Consider the following 21,545-nt stretch of genomic DNA (forward strand, 5'->3'; position numbering starts at 1 on the left):
TTGAGCATCGCCGACGAGACCGGCGCGCCGGTGGCCGAGGTCAATGCGCTCACCTTGCGTGCTCTGTCCGCCACCGAACTCAGCGCATCCGACACCCAGGGCTTGCTGCACCAGCTCGACTGGATCGCGATCCCGCCCGCGTCCGGCTCGCAGGCACCTCGGTGGGTCGTGCTGGGCCCCGACGACTTGGGCACCGATGCCCAGACGTACCCCGACCTGGCCTCGATCCAGCCGGCGGAGGCGGTCCTGGTCGCGTGTCAGGGCGGCGACGTGCACGCCACGACCCGCGCGACGCTGGAGCTGGTCCAGGAGTGGCTCGCCGACGAGCGCCTGGCCTCGTCCCGGCTGGTCGTCGTCACTCACGGCGCGGTCGTCGCAGCCGCGGACGACGTACCGGAGCCGGCCCAGGCGGCGGTGTGGGGGCTGGTCCGGGCCGCGCAGGCCGAGCAGCCCGGCAGGTTCGTGCTGCTGGACCTGGACGTCGAGGCGCCCTCCGCCGAGGTGCTCGCGCGGGTGCTGGCGTCGGGTGAGTCGCAGGTCGCGGTGCGGGCGGGGGAGATCTGGGCGCCGCGGCTGGGCCGGGTCACGGAGCTGGAGGATCAGGGTGCGGTGTTCGGCCCGGAAGGCACGGTGCTGGTCACCGGTGGCACGGGCGGGCTGGGGGCGCTGGTGGCGCGTCATCTGGTCACCGAGCACGAGGTCAGGCGCCTGCTGCTGGTGAGCCGTCGCGGCGCGGAGGCGCCGGGTGCGGCCGAGCTGGTGGCCGAGCTCGAAGGGCTGGGCGCCGAGGTGGAGGTGGCCGCGTGTGACGTGGCCGATCGTGAGGCGCTGTTCGGGATGATCGCGTCGGTGGCGGACTCGCTGACCGGTGTGGTGCACACGGCAGGCGTGCTGGACGACGGGGTGATCACGTCCCTGTCGGGCGAGCGGCTGGACGTCGTACTGCGGCCCAAGGCCGATGCCGCCTGGCACCTGCACGAGCTGACGCGAGGGCTCGACCTGACCGCGTTCGTGCTGTTCTCCTCGCTGGCCGGCGTCCTGGGCAGCGCGGGCCAGGGCAACTACGCCGCCGCCAACGCGTACCTGGACGCCCTGGCACACCACCGCAGAGCGCAGGGTCTCCCGGCGACCTCCCTCGCCTGGGGCCTCTGGACGACCAGCGGCATGGCGGGCGAGCTGGCGGAGTCCGACCTGCGGCGCATGGAACGCGCGGGCGTGCAGCCCCTGACCACCGAGGAGGGACTGGAACTCTTCGACCTCGGCATCCGCTCCGGCCGCGCCGCGCTGGTCCCGGCGAAGTTCACCAGGGCCGGGACCCGTACCCGGCCACGCCGTGCCCGCCCGGCCCAGGGACTGGCGGAGCGGCTGGCCACGATGGAGCCGGACCGGCTGCAGGACACCCTGTCGGAGCTCGTCAGAGGCCAGGTCGCGGCGGTGCTCGGGTTCGCGGACGGGTCGGCGATCGAGCCGGGGCGCCAGTTCCAGGATCTCGGCTTCGACTCCCTGACCGCGGTCGAGCTCCGCAACCAGCTCAACGCGGCCACCGGACTGCAGCTCCCGGCCACGCTCGTCTTCGACTACCCGACTCCCCACGACCTGACGCGATTCGTACTGGAGCAGCTCTTCCCGGCCGCCGCGGCCAGGACGGCCGGGCCCGCAGCGGTCCGGAGCGACGCCGAGGTACGGCAGCTCCTGACGACCATCCCGATCTCACGGCTACGTGAGGCCGGGCTGCTGGACAGCCTGTTCCGCCTAGCCGGCCCGGAGGAGGACGGAGAGACGAACGGCAGGACCGAGGAGATCGACAGCATGGACGCCGACCTCCTGATTCAGCTCGCCCTTGAAGGCGGGAGTTCCTAGGCAGAACTCCGATCAAAGGAATGATCATGACCCTGGTAACCACTTGGACGACGCTCAAAGAATCCAACTCGGCGGACCTCGTCCTCTGCGTCGACTTCACGGAGACCGGCCGCGCGGAGGCGGGCTTCCCCGACCTGGTGGCGAACATTGACTACGACGCGACCTTCTGGCACGTGCGCCCTCCCGCTGTGACGCCCGGTTGCGGGATCGACGGTGCCGCCTACGTCCGTTCCTGGGTGGAGCCCATCAAGGAGAGCGGCAGGAAGGTCCACGCGGTCATGGGCTACTGCGTGGGCGCCGTCTACGCGGCCGAACTCGTTGACAGGCTGGCCGAGCTGCAGGGCTCGACGCCCGAGCTGATCCTCTTCGACCCGGAGCCCACGAGCCTGGAGAACGTCTACTTCCAGTTCGGCAAGGTCTTCGGCATCCTCTCCTCGATCCTGAACGAGGAGGACGTCGCCCAGATCCGGGAGACCATGGACACGACGCTCCAGGTCGAGGGGATCACGGTCGAGGGCTACGCCACCCAGCTGTATGCCACCTTCCGCGAGGTCGGGCACCGCGCGTTCGAAAGGGCCGGGTTCGACCCGGAGTACTCCGAGGAGATGTGGGAGACGTTCAGCGCCTTCCTGGCCTTCCTCACCTACGCCGACCACCTGGACCCCTGGGAGGGGTGGCTGCGCGCCACCGCGGTGAGCTCGTCCAACCCGAGGAACGGCCTGAACCGGCTGCGTGAATCCGGCCGCATCGTCGTGGCCGAGGAGCTCAGGTTCGCGGAGGGCCACGACGTGCTGCTCACCTCGTACGAGGTCGCCAAGGCCGTCACCAAGCTGCTGGAGAGATGATCATGGAGCAGATGCTGGGTCAGCGCGCCTCGCGCAAGGAGCAGGCGCTGTGGATGCTGGAAGAGCTGGTCCCCGGTACCGGGGTGAACAACCTGGGCGTGGCGTTCAGCGTGGCGAGCCTGCCGAGCCGCACCCTCATGCTGGACGCGATCAACCACGTCCTGCGCCGGCACGAGATCCTCCGCACGGTCTTCGGGATCGAGGCCGAGGGCATGACGCGGGAGGTCGTGCCGCCCGAGTACGCCGAGCTGCGCTTCGAGCAGGCCGGCCGGGGCGCCACGCGCGAGTGGCTGACGGAGTTCGTGGCCCGGCCGTTCCAGCCAGACGGCGAGCTTCTGGTGCGCGCCGCCGTCCTGGAGGAGGAGGCGGGCGAGGTCTACTGCCTGGCGATCCACCACTCGATCTTCGACGGGCTGTCGTCCGCGCTGCTGATGAACGAGCTCGCCGCGACCTACAACGCCCTCGCGGCGGGCGAGTCGCCGCCGTGCGACACCGTGCCGGCCTGGGAGGAGCCGGCCGCGAACCCGCGCAGCCGGGAGTTCTGGCACGACAAGCTGGACGGGTTCCGCGCCGACGAGCTGGACCTGTGGTGCGAGCAGCCGGAGGCCTCGCAGGTCACCCTCTTGGGCGACGTGGTCAACTGGGAGCTGTCCCCTGCCGCGCGCGACGCGGCGCGGCAGATGCAGCGCGAGCTGCGCTCGCCGGAGTCGGTCGTCCTCATGGCCGCGTACGGCGTGCTGCTCGCCGCCCACGGGGCCGGCCCCGACCTCACCATCGGCTCGCCCGTCAGCGTGCGGACGCCCGAGGCCGCCCTGCGGATCGGCTACCACATCAACGTGCTCACCCTGCGCACCCGCGTGCAATGGGCGAACACCTTCCGCACGTACACACGGCTCACCCGCCGCACGTTCATGGAGGCCATGTCGCATGCCGACCACCCGGTGGACGACCTGCTGGAGATCGTCCCCCGCGACGGCTGGCGCAACAACCTCTTCCGGCACACCTTCAACTACGTGCCCGCCGACCTGTCCGCCGAGTTCATGCTGGGCGGGCTGCGGGCCGCGCAGGTGGTGATCGAGAACGGCTTCAGCAAGTTCGACCTGGAGTTCTTCGTCACCTCCACCCCCGAGGCCATCAGGATCAGGACCGCGTTCTGCGTGGACGTCCTGGACCGGGCCGACGTGGAGCTGCTGCTGGCCCGCTTCGACGAGCTGCTCGTCACGCTCGCGGAGCAGCCCGACACGCCGCTCGCGGAGATCTCCGCCTGGTGCTACCAGGACCGGGCGGCCATCGAGCTGGCCAACGCCACCGAGCGCGCGGTGACGCCGGCGACCGTGCTGGACAAGATCGCCCGCCAGGTCTCCGCCGCGCCGCCGGAGGACACCGACGCGGTGCTCGACGGCGAGCGCCGCGTCGGGTTACGCCACCTGTGGGCCGCCGCCGAGGCCACCCGCGACGCGCTGCAGGCCGCCGGCGTGGGCAGGGGCGACGTCGTCGCGCTGCTCGCGCGGCGCGGTCCCGAGCTGGCCGCGGCCGCCGTCGGCGTGTGGCTCGCCGGGGCGGCGTACCTGCCGCTCGAGCCGGACCACCCGCAGCAGCGGCTCGACTACCAGCTCGACGACGCGGGCGCCGCCGTGGTCCTGGCGGGCGAGGGGATCGCCGTCTCCGGTGACCGTACGGTCCTGCCGCTCGTGCCCCTCGACTCGGTGACACCGGTCTCCGGCACGGTGACGGCGTTCAACAGCGTCAGGCCGGAGGACTGCGCGTACCTCATCTACACCAGCGGCTCCACCGGGCTGCCCAAGGGCACCCTGATCGACCACTACAGCCTCGCCAACCTGATCGCGCACTTCGCGCACCAGCTGGCCGTGAGTCCGGCGGACACCGTGCTCTGGCTGACCACGTTCAGCTTCGACATCTCCGCCCTGGAGCTGTTCCTGCCCCTGACGACGGGCGCGCGGCTGGCCGTCGCGCCGGACGACGCCCGCACCCAGGGCGAACCCCTCGCGGAGGCGCTGCGACGCTACGACGTCACCATCGCCCAGGCCACGCCGACCACCTGGCGCCTGGTCATCGACCAGGTGGCCGGGCAGCTGGCCGGCCGCCGCGTGCTCTGCGGCGGCGAGCCGATGCCCGCCGTCCTGGCCAAACGGCTGTCGGCGACCGGGTGCGAGCTCTACAACGTGTACGGCCCCACGGAGACCACCATCTGGTCCACCTCCGGCCGCATCGACCCGGCCGCCGACCGCGTCGACGTCGGCGTGCCCATCGCGAACACCAAGGTGTACGTCTCCGCCCCCGACGGCCGCCCGCTGCCGATCGGCACCCGGGGCGAGCTCTGCATCGCCGGCGACGGGGTGGCCATCGGCTACCACGACCGCCCGGCGCTGACCGCCGAGCGGTTCGGCGAGCACCCCGTGTACGGCCGGTTCTACCGCACGGGCGACCTGGCCCAGTGGACGTCCGACGGCCGGCTGGAGATCCTCGGCAGGCTCGACCGCCAGATCAAACTGCGCGGCAACCGGATCGAGCTCGCCGAGGTCGAGGGCGTGCTGCTGACCCACCCGGACGTCAGGGCCGCCGCGGTCGTGGTCGTCGGCGACCCCAGCGCCGACGCCGTCCTGTGGGCCTTCGTGGTGGCGCCGGAGCGCCCCGAGGTCACCTCGGAGCTGTGGGAGCACGCCAGCGCCTCCCTCCCGTACGCCGCGACTCCCCAGGAGTACGTGACCGTGGACGCGTTCCCGATGACGGGCAACGACAAGGTCGACTACCCCGCCCTCCGCCGCCTGGCCATGGAGCTGCGCGACGCCGAGTCCAGCGTGGAGGAGGAACTCCCGTCCGAGAGCGGGGACGAGCTGGTCGACTCCCTGGTGGCGCTCTGGACGGTCATGCTCAACCGCACCGATCTCGGCCCCAGCAGCCACTTCTTCGCGCTCGGCGGGCACTCGCTGCTGGCGGTCAAGCTGCTGCAGGAGATCAAGCGGGCGACCCAGATCCGGCTCAAGCTCAAGGACATCTTCGAGGAGCCGACACCCGCCGGCCTCGCCCGGAGGCTGCAGGCGGCCAACGCGAACCTCTGACGAAACCGCGGCCGGGTCCCCACCCGGCCGCGGGCGCGATGCAAGCACTACTCGATAGGCGGGTTCTCTCGTGTCGGAAAAAGCCGTCGTTCCCCATGCCCCTTCCACCTCTCCGCCGACCCTCGAATCGATGCGCGCGGACATCGCGGGCCAGCTCGACCTCGACCCCTCGGCGGTCACCGACCACGCCGACCTGATCAGCCTGGGGCTCGACTCGCTCCGCGCGATGAGGCTGGCCGGGCGGTGGCGGCGCGCGGGAGCCGGCATCGCGTTCGCCGAGCTGGCGACGGAGTTCACCCTCGCGGCCTGGTGGTCGCTGGTCAGCTCGCGGCTGTCCCCGCCGGTGGAGGACTGCGCGCCGGAGCGGGTCGTGGACGAGGCGGCGCCGTTCCCGCTCACCCCGGTCCAGCTGGCGTACTGGATCGGGCGCGGCGACGGGCAGGTCATCGGCGGCGTCGGCTGCCACGCGTACCTGGAGTTCGACGGCTCCGGCATCGACCCGGCGCGGCTGGAGCGGGCCGTGCGCGCCCTGATCGACCGGCACGGCATGCTGCGCGCGATCTTCCACGACGACGGCACCCAGCAGATCACGGACACCAGCCCCTGGCCGGGCCTGACCGTCCACGATCTGACGGAGCCCGGCCTCGGCGAGGAGGCCGCGGAGGCCGTCAGAGAGCGGCTGTCGCACCGCCGCTTCGACGCCTCCAGGGGCGAGGTGTTCGACGTACGGCTGTCGCTGCTGCCCGGCGGCCGCTCCAGGGTGCACTTCGAGGTGGACTTCCTGGTCGCCGACGTGCTCGGCCTGCAGATCCTGCTGCGGGACCTGGCCCTGCTCTACCTGCACCCGGACCGGCCGCTCCCGGAGCTCGCCTGCTCGTTCCCCCGCTATCTCGCGGCCCGCGACGCCGAACGCGCGGCGCGGCGCGTACGGGACCAGGAGTACTGGCGCGGCCGGCTGGACGAACTCCCCGGCGCGCCCCAGCTGCCCCTCGCCGTGGAGCCCGGCCGGATCGCCCGGCCCCGGTTCGTCCGCCGCGAGAGCCGGCTGCCGCTCGACTCGTGGCAGCGGATCCAGGAGCAGGCCCGAACGTACGGGCTGACCCCCGCCATGGTGCTGGCCGCCGCCTACGCCGAGGTGCTCGCCGCGTGGAGCGGCGAACCGCGCTTCCTGCTCAACCTGCCGCTGTTCGACCGGGACGAGACCGTGCATCCGGACGTGGCCCACCTGGTCGCGGACTTCACCAACCTGATCCTGGTGGCCGCCGACCTGTCCGAGGCGCAGCCGTTCGCCGAGCGCGCCAGAACCCTGCAGGCCCGCTTCCGCGCCGACGCGCGCCACACCGGGTACTCCGGCGTCGAGGTGCTCCGCGACCTCGCCCGTGGCGGCGAGCACACCGGGGCTCCGGTGGTGTTCGCCTGCAACCTGGGCACCGAACTGATCGTCCCGGAGGTACGCGAGGCCTTCGGCACACCCGGCTGGATGATCACGCAGACGCCGCAGGTTTGGCTCGATCACCAGATCAACGAGTACGACCACGGGCTGCATCTGGCGTGGGACGCGGTGGAGGAGCTGTTCGCGCCCGGTGTGTTGGATGCGATGTTCGCGGCTTACGAGCGGTTGTTGGAGTGGTTGGCGGAGGGGGATTGGTCGGTTGCGGCGCCGGTGGGGTTGCCGGCTGGTCAAGTGCGGGTGCGGGAGCGGGTGAACGGCACTTCGGGGCCGTTGCCTGAGGGGGTTCTGCACGGGGGGTTCTTTGCGTGGGCGGGTCGTGAGCCGGACCGGGTGGCGTTGATCGCTGACGGTGAGGTCGTGTCCTACGGGGCGTTGGCCGATCGGGCGTTGCGGGTGGCGGGGCATCTGCGGACGGTGGGGGTTGGGCCGGGCGATGCGGTGGGGGTGGTGCTGCCGAAGGGGCCGGATCAGGTGGCGGCTGTTTTGGGGGTTCTTGCCGCTGGTGGGGTGTATGTCCCGGTGGGGGTGGATCAGCCGGTCGCGCGGCGGGAGCGGATCCTGTCGCGGGCGGGCGTTCGTCATGTCCTGACCGGTTTGCCGGGGGAAGGGCCGCGGCTGGCTGGGCCGGTGGCGGTCGTGCCGGATATGTCGGCGTATGTGATTTTCACGTCGGGGTCGACGGGTGAGCCGAAGGGGGTGGAGGTCGCTCATCGGGCGGCGCTCAACACGGTCGAGGACATCAACCAGCGCTTTGGTGTGGGGCCGGACGATCGGGTCCTGGCGGTGTCGGCGCTGGACTTCGACCTGTCGGTGTATGACATCTTCGGCCTGCTGTCCGTGGGTGGCGCGCTGGTGCTGCCCCGAGAGGACGAACGGCGCGACGCCCAACGGTGGGCGGAGCTGTGCGCCGCGCACGGGGTGACGATCTGGAACACCGTCCCGACCCTGCTGGACATGCTGCTGCACACCACGGCTCCGAGTCTGCGGCTGGCGTTGGTGTCGGGTGACTGGGTGGGGTTGGACCTGCACGCGCGGCTGGCCGCTCAGGGGTCGTGCCGGTTGGTGGCGTTGGGTGGGGCGACGGAGGCGGCGATCTGGTCGAACGCGTGGGAGGTGGACCGGGTTCCGGCGCATTGGACGTCGATCCCGTACGGGTTGCCGTTGCGTAATCAGCGTTATCGGGTGGTGGACGGGCGCGGCCGGGATTGTCCGGACTGGGTGGCGGGGGAGTTGTGGATCGGTGGCGCCGGGGTGGCGGTCGGGTACCGGGGGGATCCGGAGACGACGTCGGCCAAGTTCGTCGAGAGCGGGGGCGAGCGGTGGTATCGGACCGGGGATCTGGGCCGGTACTGGCCGGATGGGACGTTGGAGTTCCTGGGGCGGGCCGATCATCAGGTGAAGATCCGGGGTCATCGGATCGAGCTGGGGGAGATCGAGGCGGCGCTGGAGGCGTTTGCGCAGGTGGCTCGTGCGGTGGCGGTGGCGGTGGGGGATCGGCGGCAGCGCCGGTTGGCCGCGTTCGTCACTCCTGAGGACGTCGATGTGGACAAGTTGCGTTCGTTCCTTTCTGATCGGTTGCCCGGGTATGCCGTCCCGCCGACGATCGCCGCGCTGGGCCGGCTGCCGCTGACCGCCAACGGCAAGATCGACAGAGGTGCTCTGGCCACCCAGCTGGAACCGCTGCCGGATGACGACCCGCCACGCCCGGGCACGGAGGCGCTGCTCGCCGAGCTGTGGGCCGAGTTGCTGGAGATCTCGCCGCCGGGCCGTGGCCAGAGCTTCTTCGCCCTCGGCGGCGACTCCCTGCTCGCCACCCGCTTCGCCGAGACCGTACGGCGGCGGCTCGGCGTCGAGCTGTCCCTGCGCCGCTTCTTCGCCACTCCCACCATCGCCGACTGCGCCGAGGCGATCGGCCTGACGGCGGACGACACCCAAGAGACGGAAGAGGGCGTGCTGTGACCCAGGCACCGGCCGTACACGAACTCATCGCCGACATGGAGGCCGCCGGGATCCGGCTGTGGGAGGACGACGGCAGCCTCCGCTTCCGGGCCCCCAAGGGAGCGCTGACCGAGGAGCGGCGCGCGGCGCTGGTCGGCGCCAAGCCCGAGATCATCGCGCACCTGCGCCGCGAGTCCGAGGCCGAGACGGTCCGGCCCGACCCCGGAGGCCGCCTCGAGCCCTTCCCGCTGACCGACGTGCAGCAGGCCTACCTGCTCGGCCGCAACGACGCGTTCGGCTACGGCGGAGTCGCCTGCCACGGCTACGTCGAGGTCTCCTTCCCCCGGCTCGACCCGGAACGCGTGCAGGCCGCGTGGCGCGCCCTGATCGCCCGCCACGACATGCTCCGCGCCGTGATCCACCCCGACGGCCACCAGCAGGTGCTCGCCGAGGTTCCCGGCTACGAGGTCCGCGTGACGGACCTGCGCGGGACCGACCCGGAGGAGCGGCTCGCCGCCGTCCGCGAGGAGATGGCGCACACGGTCTACCCGGCGGGCAGCTGGCCGCTGTTCGAGCTGCGGATCTCGCTCACCGATCGCGGAGCCCTCCTGCACGCCTCGATCGACCTGCTCATCGCCGACTACGTCAGCATCCAGCTGCTGCTGGGCGAGCTGCACCTGCTGCACGAGAACCCCGACGCCGACCTGCCACCCGTCCCGGTCAGCTTTCGCGACTGCCTGCTGGCCCTGCGCGCGCAGCGCGAGAGCGCCCGCTACGATCGGGACCGCGCCTACTGGTGGGGCCGGATGGACGACCTGCCGCCGGCGCCCGAACTGCCCGCGCTCGACCAGGCCGTCGCGGACGCCCGGTTCCTGCGGTGGGAGAGCAGGGTGGAGCCGGCGGAATGGGCGCGGTTACGCACCCGGGCCGCCACGGCCGGCATCACGCCGTCGCAGGCCGTGCTGGCCGCCTACGCCGAGGTCATCGGACGGTGGAGCCGCCGGCCCAGGTTCACGCTCAACCTGACGCTGCTCGACCGCCCGCCGCTGCACCCGTACATCGACCAGGTCGTCGGCGACTTCACCACGCTCAACCTGCTCGCCGTCGACACCACGCCCGGCCGCCCCTTCGTCGAGCGCGCCCACGAGGTCGGCCGGCAGCTCTTCGCCGACCTGGAGCACCGCCGCTGCGGCGGCATCGAGGTCATGCGCGAGCTGGCCCGCCGGCGCGGCCGGGACGCCGCGCTGATGCCGGTGGTGTTCACCAGCGCCATCGGCCTCGGCCGTGACGACGCCGAGCACGGCACGCCGGAGTACGGCATCAGCCAGACGCCCCAGGTGTGGATCGACTGCCAGGTCAAGGAGCACCGGGGCGCCCTGCTGGTCAACTGGGACGTGCGCGCGGGAGTGTTCCCCGAAGGGCTCGTGGACGACATGTTCGCCGCCTTCACCGCGCTCCTGCACGGCCTGTCCTCGGACGAGGCCTGGTCGTCCGCTTCCCCCGTCGAGCTGCCCGGAGCGCAGGCGCGGTGCCGCGCCCTCGTCAACGCCACCGCCGCGCCGCTCCCGGACGGGCTGCTGCACGAGGAGGTCGTGGCCCAGGCCCGCCGCACGCCGGAGCGGATCGCCGTCGTCACGGGCGCCGGCTCGATCACGTACGGAGAGCTGCTGGACCGGGCGGCGGCGGTGGCGCGGGCGCTGCACGAGGCGGGGCTCCAGCCCGGCGAGATCGTCGCCGTGGTCATGGACAAGGGCGTCGAGCAGGTCGTGGCCGTGCTCGGCACGCTGCTGGCCGGCGGCGCCTACCTGCCCGTCGACACCGGGCAGCCACCGGCGAGGCGCGACCGCATCCTCGCCGACGCCTCGGCCCGCCTGGTGCTCACGCAGTCCTGGCACGCCGAGCACGACTGGATCGCCGTCGACACCCTGCCCCCGGCCCGCGCCGCGGACGGCCGGGTCGCCGTCGACACCCCGCCCCTGCCCCGCGCCGAGGACGGCCGGGTCGCCGGCCGCGCCCTCCCAGCGGCCCGCGTCGCGGACGGCGCTCGGCGGCACCCTGACGACCTGGCCTACGTCATCTACACCTCGGGGTCGACGGGCGTGCCCAAGGGCGTGATGATCAGCCATCGGGCCGCCCGCAACACCATCGACGACATCAACGCCCGCTTCGGCGTCGGTCCGGACGACCGGGTGCTGGGGCTGGCCAACCTGGGGTTCGACCTCTCGGTCTACGACATCTTCGGACCGCTCGCCGTCGGGGCGGCACTCGTGCTGCCGGACCCGTCACGCCGGGGCGACCCGGCCCACTGGGCCGAGCTCGCCGCCGGGCACGGGGTCACCGTGTGGAACTCGGTGCCCGCGCAACTCCAGATGCTCCAGCACTACCTGGACGCGGAGCCCGAGGCGGAGCTGCCCGCCCTGAGGCTGGCGATGCTGTCGGGCGACTGGATCCCGGTGGCGCTGCCCGGCCAGATCCGCCGCCGCGTGCCGGGACTGGACGTGATCAGCCTGGGCGGGGCCACGGAGGCCGCGATCTGGTCCATCTACCACCCTGTCGACGACCCGCTGCCCGGCTGGGTGAGCGTCCCATACGGCAAGCCGCTGGCCAACCAGACCTTCCACGTGCTCGACACCGCCATGCGGCCCTGCCCCGACTGGGTGCCGGGAGAGCTGTACATCGGCGGCTCCGGCGTGGCGATGGGCTACCTCGGGGACGAGGGCAGGACCGCCGAGCGCTTCGTGCGCCACGGCGGCGAGCGCCTCTACCGCACCGGCGACCTCGGCCGCTACCGGCCCGACGGCAACATCGAGTTCCTGGGCAGGGAGGACTCCCAGGTCAAGATCCGCGGCCATCGGATCGAGCTGGCCGAAGTGGAGACCGCGCTGCAGGCGCATCCCGCGGTCGCGGCCGGGACCGTGATCGTGGACGGCGACCGCGCGCTGGAACGCCGCCTGATCGCCTTCGCCCAGGCCGCGCGTAAGGACGACGGCGTGCCGGACGAGCGGACGGGAGGAGGAGCGTCGGGCTCAGGGGCTGGTCGGGGTGGCGTGCCTGATCTCGGGGGAGTGCCCGATGCCGGGGGCGTGACCGATGTCGAGGGCGTACCCGATGTCGGGGGCGTGGCCGATGTCGAGGGTGCGGCCGAGGCGGCGGCGGTCGCGGCGCTGGAGGGCGTCGACCTGGCGCGCGTCGTGGCGGTGGCCGAGACGCTCGACGAGATCGCCCTCGCCTCGATGGCCGCGGCGCTCCGTACGGGCGGCCTGTTCACCACCGAGGACGGCCACAGCCTTGAGGAGATCCTGGCCGCCGCGCGGGTCGCGCCGCACCATTACCGGCTCGTCCGGCGCTGGCTCGCCGCGCTGCACGAGCGCGGACGGCTCGACCGCGACCCCGACGGACGGTACCGGAACCTGCGCGGGGACGCCGCCGTGGACCCGCTGTGGCGCCGGGTCGAGAGCCTGACCGAGGGACTCGACTACGGGGCCGAGCTGGTCAGGTTCCTGCGGGTCAGCACCACGCACCTGCCCGAGCTGATGCGCGGCGAGCTCGACGCCCGCGAGCTGCTCTTCCCCGAGGGTGACGTGGGGACGGCCGAGGGCGCGTACAAGGACAACGTGCTCAGCAGGTACGTCAACCGCATCGTGCGCGCGGTGCTCGGCCGCGTGGCCGAGCACCACACCGGCGGGCCGCTGCGCGTCCTGGAAGCGGGCGCGGGCGTGGGCGGCACCAGCGCCGAGCTGATCCCGGAGCTGGCCGGACACCAGGTCGAGTACGTCTTCACCGACCTGTCGCGGTTCTTCCTCACCCAGGCCGCCGAACGGTTCGCGGACCACCCGTGGGTGCGTTACGGCCTGTTCGACATCAACGCCGACTATCGCGCCCAGGGGTACGAGCCGAACTCCTTCGAGGTCATCCTCTGCGCCAACGTCCTGCACAACTCCCACGACGCCGCCGCCGTGCTGGCCAGGTTCCGCGAGCTGCTGGTGCCCGGCGGGTGGCTGGTGTTCATCGAGACGACCCGCGAGCACGTCCAGATCATGAGCTCGATGGAGTTCCTGATGAACCCGCACGACTACGCCGACGTGCGGCAGGGCCGTGACCGGACGTTCGTCACCCGTGACGAGTGGCTCGACCTGCTGCGCGGGGCAGGCGCCCGTACGCTCGCCTGCCTGCCAGGGCCGGGCGACCCGCTGGCCTCCCTCGGGCAGTGTGTCTTCGCGGCCCGCTTCCCCGACGACCGGGAGCGGATCGACCTGGCGGAGCTGCGGGCGTTCCTCGCCGAGCGGCTGCCCGACTACATGCTCCCGGCCCACGTCCAGGTGGTCGACGAGCTGCCGCTGACGGACAACGGCAAGATCGACCGGGCGCGGCTGCGTACCCTCCTGCCGGGTACGGCCGGGGAGAGCGCGCCCGGCGGCGAGGAGCCGCGCGACGACCTCGAACGGCGGCTGGCCGCCCTCTGGGCCGAGCTGCTCGGGCTCCCGCGCGTCTACCGGGACCAGGACTTCTTCGCGCTGGGCGGCGACTCCTTGCTGGTCACCCGCCTGGCCGGGCGGGTGCGCGAGGAGCTGGCGGAGGCGAGCGGCTTCTACTGGGACAGTTTGGTCCGCCAGCTCGTCAACCAGCCGACCGTCGCCGCGCTGGCCGCCCACCTGCGCCGGGCCCGCGACGACCGCGAACAGGGGCTGCCGAGAACGCACGCCAGCCCGCTGGTACGCCTGTCCGGTGATGGGGGCGACGGTCCGGTACGGGTGCTGCTGCACGACGGCACCGGCACCCTGACTCCGTACCGGGCGCTCGTCCCCGAGCTCTCCGGGACGCCCCTGCTCGGCCTGGTGGTCAACGACGCGGAGCGCTACCTGGAGCTGGACCCGGCGGAAACGGTGGAATCGCTGGCCGGATCGTACGCGCGGCTCCTGCTCAAGGAGGGCGCGCCCGGCTACCACATCGTGGGTTACTGCATGGGCGGCCTCATCGCCACCGAGGTCGCCCGCCGCCTCACCGAGAGCGGCGCGGTCGTCGACGGGCTCACCGTCATCAGCAGCTCGCGCTTCCCCTACCGGATCAGCGACGAGCTCATGCTGGAGTACGGCTTCGCGCAGGCCTGCGGCCTGGACCCGGCGCCGCTGGGCTACCCCGGCGGAGACCTCGCCCGGGCCCTGCGGGTCGTGCTGGAGTCGTCGCCCGGACACGTGCGCGAGGGCAGCCTGGCCGCGCTCGCCGGCAGCGCGGATCCCGGCCTCGCCGAGATCGGCCGGCACTTCACCGAGCTGGCCGCCACGTCACCCCCGGACCGGCTGGCCGCCGTCGCCCGTGCCCTCGGCCATCCGCCCGAGCGGGTGGACCTGGCCTACCGGGTCTTCCGGCAGAGCTTCACGGCCGTCACCCACTACGACCCGGAGCCGTACGCGGGCGACATCACGTTCCTCCGCCAGCGCGGCGTCACCAACCTCGTGCCGACCCTGCAGGACGACATGACGGCCTTCTGGCAGAACCTCTGCCTGGGCCGGCTCACGGCGCTCGACATCGAGGGCGACCACTTCAGCTGCCTCAGCGGGCCGTACGCGGCCGACGTGGCGAAACTGGTGACCGAGGCGGCCGAGGTGACCACGTGATCGGCGTACTCGGCGGTTACGGCGCGGTCGGCGGCACCGTGGCCCGCCTGCTCGCCGGGCACGGCCCACGGGCGGGCGGACGGGATGCCGGCCACCCGGATGTGCGCGTGGGCGGGCGGGACGGGGCGGCCGCCCGGCGTTTCGTCGACGCGGAGCTGGGCGGGCACGGCGAGGCCTGGCAGGTGGACGCGCTCGACGCGGCCGAGCTCGCCCGGTTCTGCGCGGGCTGCCAGGTCGTCGTCAACTGCGCCGGCCCCTCCTACCTGCTGCGGGACCGGGTGGCGCGGGCCGCGTTCGCCGCCGGGGCCGACTACGTGGACGCCGCCGGTGACGTCGCGGCCTTCGCCCGGCCGACCGGCGCGAGCGCGGGCGCGGGCACGGGTGCGGGCGGGGGCATGGGGGGACGTACGGCGGTGCTGTCGGCGGGAATGCTCCCCGGCCTCACCGGCCTCGTGCCCCGCCACCTGGCCACCCTCGCCCAAGAGGCCCCGATCCCGAACACCCGAGAAGCCCCGACCCCGAACACCCGAGAAGCCCCGACCCCGAACACCCGAGAAGCCCCGACCCCGAACGTCCGAGAAGCCCCGACGCCGGACCCGTTCCCCCGCAGCCAACCCGACGAGCCCGGCCTCCGGCTGGACGTCTACACCGGCGGGCTGGACCGGCTCACCCCCGCCGCCGCCGGTGACTTCCTGCTGGCCGGTCAGGAGGAGCGGGGCGCCGCGCTGGCCGCGTGGCGTGACGGCGCCAGGGTCGCCCGTGCCCTCGCCCCCGTCCACGACGTCCAGCTTCCCTACTTTCCCGGACCGGTCACCGCCTACCCCTACCTGAGCGCCGAGGCCGAGCGGGTGGCCGTGGAGCTCGGGCTGGCGCAGGCCCGCTGGTACAACGTCATCACCGGCGACGGCGTCCTCGCCGCCGCGAGCACCGCCGGCCAGGCCGCGGACCTGACCCGCGCGGCCGAGCTCGAACTGGCCGGGCGCACCCCGTACTACGTCCTGCTCTTCCAGCTCAGCGGCCCGCACGGCACCCGCACCCTGGCGCTGCGCACCCACGACTCCTACGCGCTCACCGCCGCGGTCGCCGCCCACGCCGCCATGGCGGTGCTCCGCGGCGACGTGGCGGCGGGGCTGCACCACGCCGACGCCGTGCTCGACCCGGCCCGGGTGCTGGCGGACCTGGAGCCCGTGGCGAAGATCGAGCTCACCGACACGGTGGCGCCGATCGACCTGGTCGCGCCGGTGTTCGAGGAGGGCGCGCTGTGAAGCGGGTCGTGGTGTGCGGGACCAAGTTCGGCCAGATCTACCTGTCCGCGCTGCGGGACGGCCCCTTCGAGCTGACCGGCGTCCTCGCCCGCGGCAGCGCCCGATCCGCCGCGTACGCCGAGGAGTACGGCGTCCCGCTGCTCACCGACCCCGACCAGGTGCCCGAGCTCGCGGACCTGGCCTGCGTGGTCGTACGGTCGGGAGTCGTCGGGGGAGAGGGCAGCGAGCTGGCCGGCGCCCTGCTGGCCCGCGGCGTGCACGTGCTGCAGGAGCATCCGCTGCACGCCGACGAGCTGGCCCGCTGCCTGCGCACCGCCCGGGCCGCGTCCGCCGTGCACCACGTGAACACCCTGTACGTCCACCTCGACCCGGTACGCCGGTTCATCGAGACCGCCCGCCGCCTGTTCGAGCTCCAGCAGCCCCTCTACGTGGACGCCGCCTGCAGCGTCCACGTCGCCTACGCCCTGTTCGACATCCTCGGCCGCGCCCTGGGCGCGTTACGCCCGTGGACGTTCACCGCCACGGCCCCCGGCACCCCCTTCACCTGCCTCACCGGCACCGTCGGCGGCGTGCCGCTGACCCTCCGGGTGCAGAACCAGATCGCGCCCAACGACCCCGACGCCCACCTGCACCTGCTCCACCGCATCACGGTGGGGACGGAGGGCGGCAGCCTCACCCTCGTCAACACGCACGGCCCGCTCGTGTGGAGCCCCCGCATGTACGTCGGCCGCGACGCCGACGACCGCTTCGACACCGGCGCGGACCACCTGCGCCTGCCCAGCGCCACCACCATCGGCCCGGCGCACGCGCCCACCTTCGCGGACATCGTCACGTCCCTGTGGCCCGACGGCGTCCGGCGGGCGCTGTCGGAGCTGCGCCAGGACGCCGAGGAAGGGCGGGATCCGCTGCGGCAGGGCCAGTACCACCTGACGCTCAGCCGCCTCTGGCTCGACGCCACCGCCGCGATCGGCCGGCCCGAACTGCTGGTCCAGCCGGCACCCCGACCCCTGTCCGCCGCGGAGCTCACATGAACTGGTTCCACTGTTACCGGCCCAGGCCGTACGCCGGGCTGCGGCTGTTCTGCTTCCCGCACGCGGGCGGCTCCGCGAGCTTCTACCGGGGCTGGCACGGGGACGCGCCGCACTCCGTCGAGGTACGCGCCGTGCAGTACCCGGGACACGGCGATCACCGCGCCGCCCCGCTCGTGGACGACGCCGTCCACCTCGCCAAGCTCGTCACCGACGCCATGGCGCCGCTGCTCGACCGGCCGGTCGCGCTGTTCGGGCACAGCATGGGGGCGCTGATCGCGTACGAGGTGGCCCGCGCGCTGGAGGCCAGGGGCAGGGGCGTGACGCACCTGTTCGCCTCGGGCCGGCACGCCCCGCACGAGCACCGGCCCGGCGACACGCACGCCCGCTCCGACGACGAGCTGGTGGACGAGCTGGTCCGGCTCGGCGGCGTGGAGCGGGAGCTCATGAACGATCCGGACATCCGCGAGCTGGCCCTGCCCGCCGTGCGCAACGACTACCGGGTCGACGAGACCTACCGGCACCGGCCGGGCGGCGTGCTCGCCTGCCCCGTCACCGCGCTGCTCGGAAGCGACGACCCCGAGGTGACCGCCGGGCAGGCGGCGCGATGGGGCGAGCTCACGGGAGACCGATTCGCCGTCCGCGTGATGGAGGGCGACCACTTCTACCTCGTGCCGAGGCAGGGCGACGTCATCGCGGAGCTGTCTCGCGCCGTCGCCACCGCGTGGCCCTCCACACCCTGAGGAAGGACTCGATGGAGCAGGATCTGATGCGCATCCTCACCGGAGGATGGGTGGCGCAGGCGACGTTCGCCGCGGTGCGCCTGGGCGTTACGGACGTGCTCGACGGGCGGCGCCTGGCCCCCGAGGAGATCGCCGAGGAGGTCGGCGCGCACCCCGGCGCGCTGCACCGCCTGCTCCGGCTGCTGGCGGGCGTGGGCCTGGCCGACGCCGACGGCGACGACAGGTACGGGCTGACCCCGATGGGGGCGCAGCTGCGCGGCGACGCGCTGGGCCCGCTGGCCGCCCTCTACGGCGAGGACTATTTCGCCTCCGCCTGGGACGGCCTGGCCCACGCGGTCCGCACCGGGGAATCGGCGTTCGAGCACGTCCACGGCGAGCCCGTCTTCACGCACCTGGCCGGCGACCCGGGCAAGGCGGCCGTCTTCAACGCCGGGATGGCGGCGGGCGCCTCGTTCTTCCGCGGCGTCCCCGACGCCTACGACTTCTCCGGCGCGCGCCGGGTGGTCGACCTGGCCGGCGGCACCGGCGCCCTGCTGGGCACGGTCCTGCGGAGCAACCCCGCGGCGCGAGGTGTGCTGTTCGACGTGCCGGAGGTGGTCGAGGCCGCGCCCGCGCACCTGGAGCGGATGGGGGTGCTGGACCGGTGCGAGCTGGTCGGCGGCGACCTGTTCGACTCCGTGCCGGAGGGCGGCGACGTCTACGTGCTCTCGCGCGTCCTGCACGACTGGGACGACGAGCGCTGCGCCGTCCTGCTGGCCAACTGCGCCAAGGCGATGGAGCCGGGAGCCGAGCTGCTGGTCGTCGAACGCGTCGTGGGCGAGGACTCGTACCTGCCGCTCGCGTTCGACCTGCACATGATGGTGATGACCGGCGGGCGGGAGCGCACAGAGGCGGAGTACCGCGCGCTCCTGGAGGAGGCCGACCTGACCCCGGGCAGGCTGCTCGACCTGCCGCTCGGGATGCGGCTGCTCACCGCCACCCGCTGAAAAACAGAGGCGCCGGGCTCGCAGGGAGCCCGGCGCCTTTCGCGTGGTCTCAGCTCAGGACGAGCGCCTCCTCCCGCTCCCGCGCCGACTCGCCGATCACCTCGACGCTGCCCTTGCTGCCGTCGACCCGGATCCGGTCGCCGTCCCGCACCAGCATCGTGGCGTTCCTGGTGCCGACGACGGCGGGGATGCCCAGCTCACGGGCCACGATCGCGGCGTGCGACAGGGGAGCGCCGACGTCGGTGACGACCGCCGCCGCGCGCGGGAAGAGCAGCGTCCAGCCCACGTTCGTCACCGTCGTCACGAGGATCTCGCCCTCGCCCAGCCGGTCGCCCTCCGCCACCGACGCCAGCACCCGGGCGGTCCCCTCGACCACGCCGGCCGCGCCGGGGAAGCCGCTGATGGTCTGCGACGGGGGCGCCGCCGTGTCCTCGGCGTCGAACACGTCGCCGCGCCGGTGCGGGTCCGCGGCCCACCGCTCGGGGTCGAACCGGCCGCGGATGACGCCCGGGTACGGCGGCAGCGCCTTGTACAGCTCGTACGTGGCCCGCCGCCGGGCGACGTACGACAGCGGCCGGTTCCAGCCGCGCAGCACGCCCAGGATCTCCTCGATCGTCAGGAAGAACAGATCGTCGCCCTGCCCGGTCACCTCGCCGGCGCGCAGGACGAAGTCGCGCACCATCCAGAAGCCGCGCATCATCTCCGACCGCGTCTCCTCGCGGGAGCGGACGATCGCCTCCCAGCGGTCGATCTGGCGGCGGAACTTCTCGGCCTGCTTCGGGTGCCGCTCACGGAAGCGCCGCCAGGCCGCCGCGCTCGCCGCCTTCTGGCGTTCGAGCAGCTCGGTGGGGTCGACCGTGAGGCCGGCGAGCTGCTCGTCGATCCAGGCCGGGTCCTCCACCGGCCGGGCGGCCGAGACCTCGAACTCGTCCGGGCAGCGGTGCCCGTACCGGCGGACGTACTCCTCGCGGGAGATCTCGCCGCGCTTGAGCCTGGCCAGCCCGAGCAGCGGGCCGAGGCTCTCCAGGCGGCCGTCCCCGGCCTGGATGCCGGACATCAGCACTGTGGCGTCCGCCTCTCCGACCAGCTTCGTCAGCCGGGCGCCGAGATAGACCAGCGAGCCGGCGTCCTGGCGGGCCGCGGCGGCCAGCATGCGGTTGCACTCGCCGAACCTGGGCTCGATCTCGCTCTGCCAGAGGGCGACCAGGTCGTCGCTCTCGGCGATCATGGCGCGGAGCTCCTCCGTGCGGCGGGGGGCCTGCGCTATGTACTCGGGGATCCGCTCCACGAGCTTCTGGATCTCGCGGCGGCCGCCCAGCATCGGCCTGGCCGCCCTGAGGGTCTGCCAGCGCGACATCGGCAGCAGCGGGGTCTGCACGCCCTCGGGCAGCCTGCCGTAGACCGGCTCCTGCGTGTCCTTGATCTTCCTGGTCATGCCGAGCGCCCTGCCGAGGGAGGCGGTCAGGCTCATGTTCATGTAGACGCGGCCGCCGATGTTGCCGCAGATGGGGTGGCCGCCGAGGTCGCCGACGATCATGATCTCGGAGATGAACGCCTGCACGAGCGACCAGGTGCACGGCGTCATGACGCTGGGGATGGCCTCGCCCAGGTTGCCGTTGGTCCACAGGTAGTCGCCCTTGAGCGAGTCGTTCCACACCTCGCGCTGGCCGGTGATCGGCCTGGCCTGCAGGATGTGCGGGCGCCCGTCGTGCAGGGCCCACTCGATGTCCATCGCGCGGCCGTACAGCTCCTCGATCTCCAGGCCCAGCTCGGCCAGCCGCGTCGCCTGCGCGGAGGTCAGGACCGGCTCGTCACGACTGGCGGGCGGGACGGGCTCCTCCCGGGTGCCGTCCGGGGTGCGCACGGTCATGACGGTCTTGGACGCGATGCGCTCCTCGACGACCGTGAGGCCGGCGCGGTCGACGGTGATCGTGTCGGGCGTGACGAGGCCGCCGACGACCGCCTCGCCCAGGCCCCATGCGGCGTTGATGGTCAGCCGGTCGTGGGGGGAGACCCGGTCCTCGGTGAACAGCACGCCCGCCGCGTCGGCCGGCACCAGCTCCTGGACGACGACGGCGATGGCCACCTGGTCCCGCGGGATGTCGTGGCGGTCGCGGTAGGCGATCGCCCGGTCGGTCCAGAGCGAGGCCCAGCAGCGCCTGACCGCGTCCAGGAGCTGTTCGGCGCCGCGGATGTTGAGGTAGCTGTCCTGCTGCCCGGCGAACGACATCCCCGGGAGGTCCTCCGCGGTCGCCGACGACCGGACGGCCACAGCGACGTCCTCGCCCAGCGTGGCGTACGCGGCCAGAATGTCCTCGGCGATCTCCGGCGGGATCTCGCACCCGGCGAACAGCGCCTGGATCTCCGCGGCGTCCCCGGACAGGATCGCCTCGCGCAGACCGTGGCGGGCCACGAAGTCGCGGTAGGCGCCGGTGGTGACGTGGAAACCCGCCGGCACGGGCAGCCGGGCCCTGGCCAGGCGTGCCAGGGATTCCCCCTTGCCACCGACGATCTCCAGCTCGGCCCTCGGGTCGGCCAGGGCAAGCGTGTTCATGTGCTCATCTCCAAATCCTTCCGGACGATCTCCAGAAACCGATTCGGCGGCACGCGGAAAGAATTCAGCAGGGGAAAAAGGAAACGCGGTGGCCACATTTGACACACCGCTTGACTCGTCGGGTTCGGGGCGGGAAAGGTGCCCTCGGTAGAGATGGAACGGCCGCCTCTTCCACGGT

At 72.9% G+C, this 21,545-nt stretch carries 10 protein-coding genes; 9 read left to right on the plus strand and 1 reads right to left on the minus strand.

Going from position 1 to position 21,545, the window contains the following annotated elements:
- The 9 genes from ACFKCF_RS53475 to ACFKCF_RS53515 all read left to right on the plus strand — a co-directional run.
- Window positions 1-1,860, plus strand: a 1,860-nt coding sequence (locus ACFKCF_RS53475; RefSeq protein WP_394504103.1) for a type I polyketide synthase, incomplete at its 5' end; no start/stop codon positions are given.
- 26 nt (window positions 1,861-1,886) lie between these two features.
- The gene (locus ACFKCF_RS53480) at window positions 1,887-2,705 is read left to right on the plus strand and encodes a hypothetical protein (protein ID WP_394504104.1); all 819 of its coding nucleotides are present in this window, start codon (window positions 1,887-1,889) and stop codon (window positions 2,703-2,705) included.
- Window positions 2,706-2,707: 2 nt separating this feature from the next.
- On the plus strand, window positions 2,708-5,785 hold the full coding sequence (locus ACFKCF_RS53485; protein ID WP_394504106.1) for an amino acid adenylation domain-containing protein: 3,078 nt from the start codon (window positions 2,708-2,710) through the stop codon (window positions 5,783-5,785).
- Between the two features lie 130 nt (window positions 5,786-5,915).
- Entirely contained in the window at window positions 5,916-9,197 is a 3,282-nt protein-coding gene (locus ACFKCF_RS53490; RefSeq protein ID WP_394504108.1) for an amino acid adenylation domain-containing protein, read from the plus strand.
- Window positions 9,194-14,791 (plus strand): amino acid adenylation domain-containing protein, encoded by a 5,598-nt coding sequence (locus tag ACFKCF_RS53495; RefSeq protein ID WP_394504110.1) that lies wholly within the window; start codon window positions 9,194-9,196, stop codon window positions 14,789-14,791. The genes ACFKCF_RS53490 and ACFKCF_RS53495 overlap by 4 nt, the downstream gene beginning before the upstream one ends.
- Complete coding sequence (locus ACFKCF_RS53500; RefSeq protein WP_394504112.1) at window positions 14,788-16,056, plus strand: saccharopine dehydrogenase NADP-binding domain-containing protein; 1,269 nt, start codon at window positions 14,788-14,790, stop codon at window positions 16,054-16,056. The genes ACFKCF_RS53495 and ACFKCF_RS53500 overlap by 4 nt, the downstream gene beginning before the upstream one ends.
- Entirely contained in the window at window positions 16,053-17,087 is a 1,035-nt protein-coding gene (locus ACFKCF_RS53505) for a Gfo/Idh/MocA family oxidoreductase (RefSeq protein ID WP_394504113.1), read from the plus strand. Before ACFKCF_RS53500 ends, ACFKCF_RS53505 begins: the two co-directional genes overlap by 4 nt.
- Window positions 17,084-17,827, plus strand: a complete 744-nt coding sequence (locus ACFKCF_RS53510) for a thioesterase II family protein (protein ID WP_394504115.1) — start codon at window positions 17,084-17,086, stop codon at window positions 17,825-17,827. Before ACFKCF_RS53505 ends, ACFKCF_RS53510 begins: the two co-directional genes overlap by 4 nt.
- A gap of 11 nt (window positions 17,828-17,838) precedes the next feature.
- Window positions 17,839-18,813 carry a methyltransferase gene (locus ACFKCF_RS53515; protein WP_394504117.1) on the plus strand — a complete coding sequence of 325 codons (975 nt, stop codon included), beginning with the start codon at window positions 17,839-17,841 and terminating at the stop codon, window positions 18,811-18,813.
- A 49-nt stretch (window positions 18,814-18,862) separates the two neighbouring features.
- On the opposite strand, the gene ACFKCF_RS53520 is transcribed toward ACFKCF_RS53515, so the two are convergent.
- Window positions 18,863-21,367, minus strand: coding sequence for a PEP/pyruvate-binding domain-containing protein (locus ACFKCF_RS53520; RefSeq protein WP_394504119.1), 2,505 nt, complete (start codon window positions 21,365-21,367; stop codon window positions 18,863-18,865).
- Window positions 21,368-21,545 lie beyond the last annotated feature (178 nt).

The organism is Nonomuraea sp. JJY05 (assembly GCF_043496855.1).
GTDB lineage: Bacteria > Actinomycetota > Actinomycetes > Streptosporangiales > Streptosporangiaceae > Nonomuraea.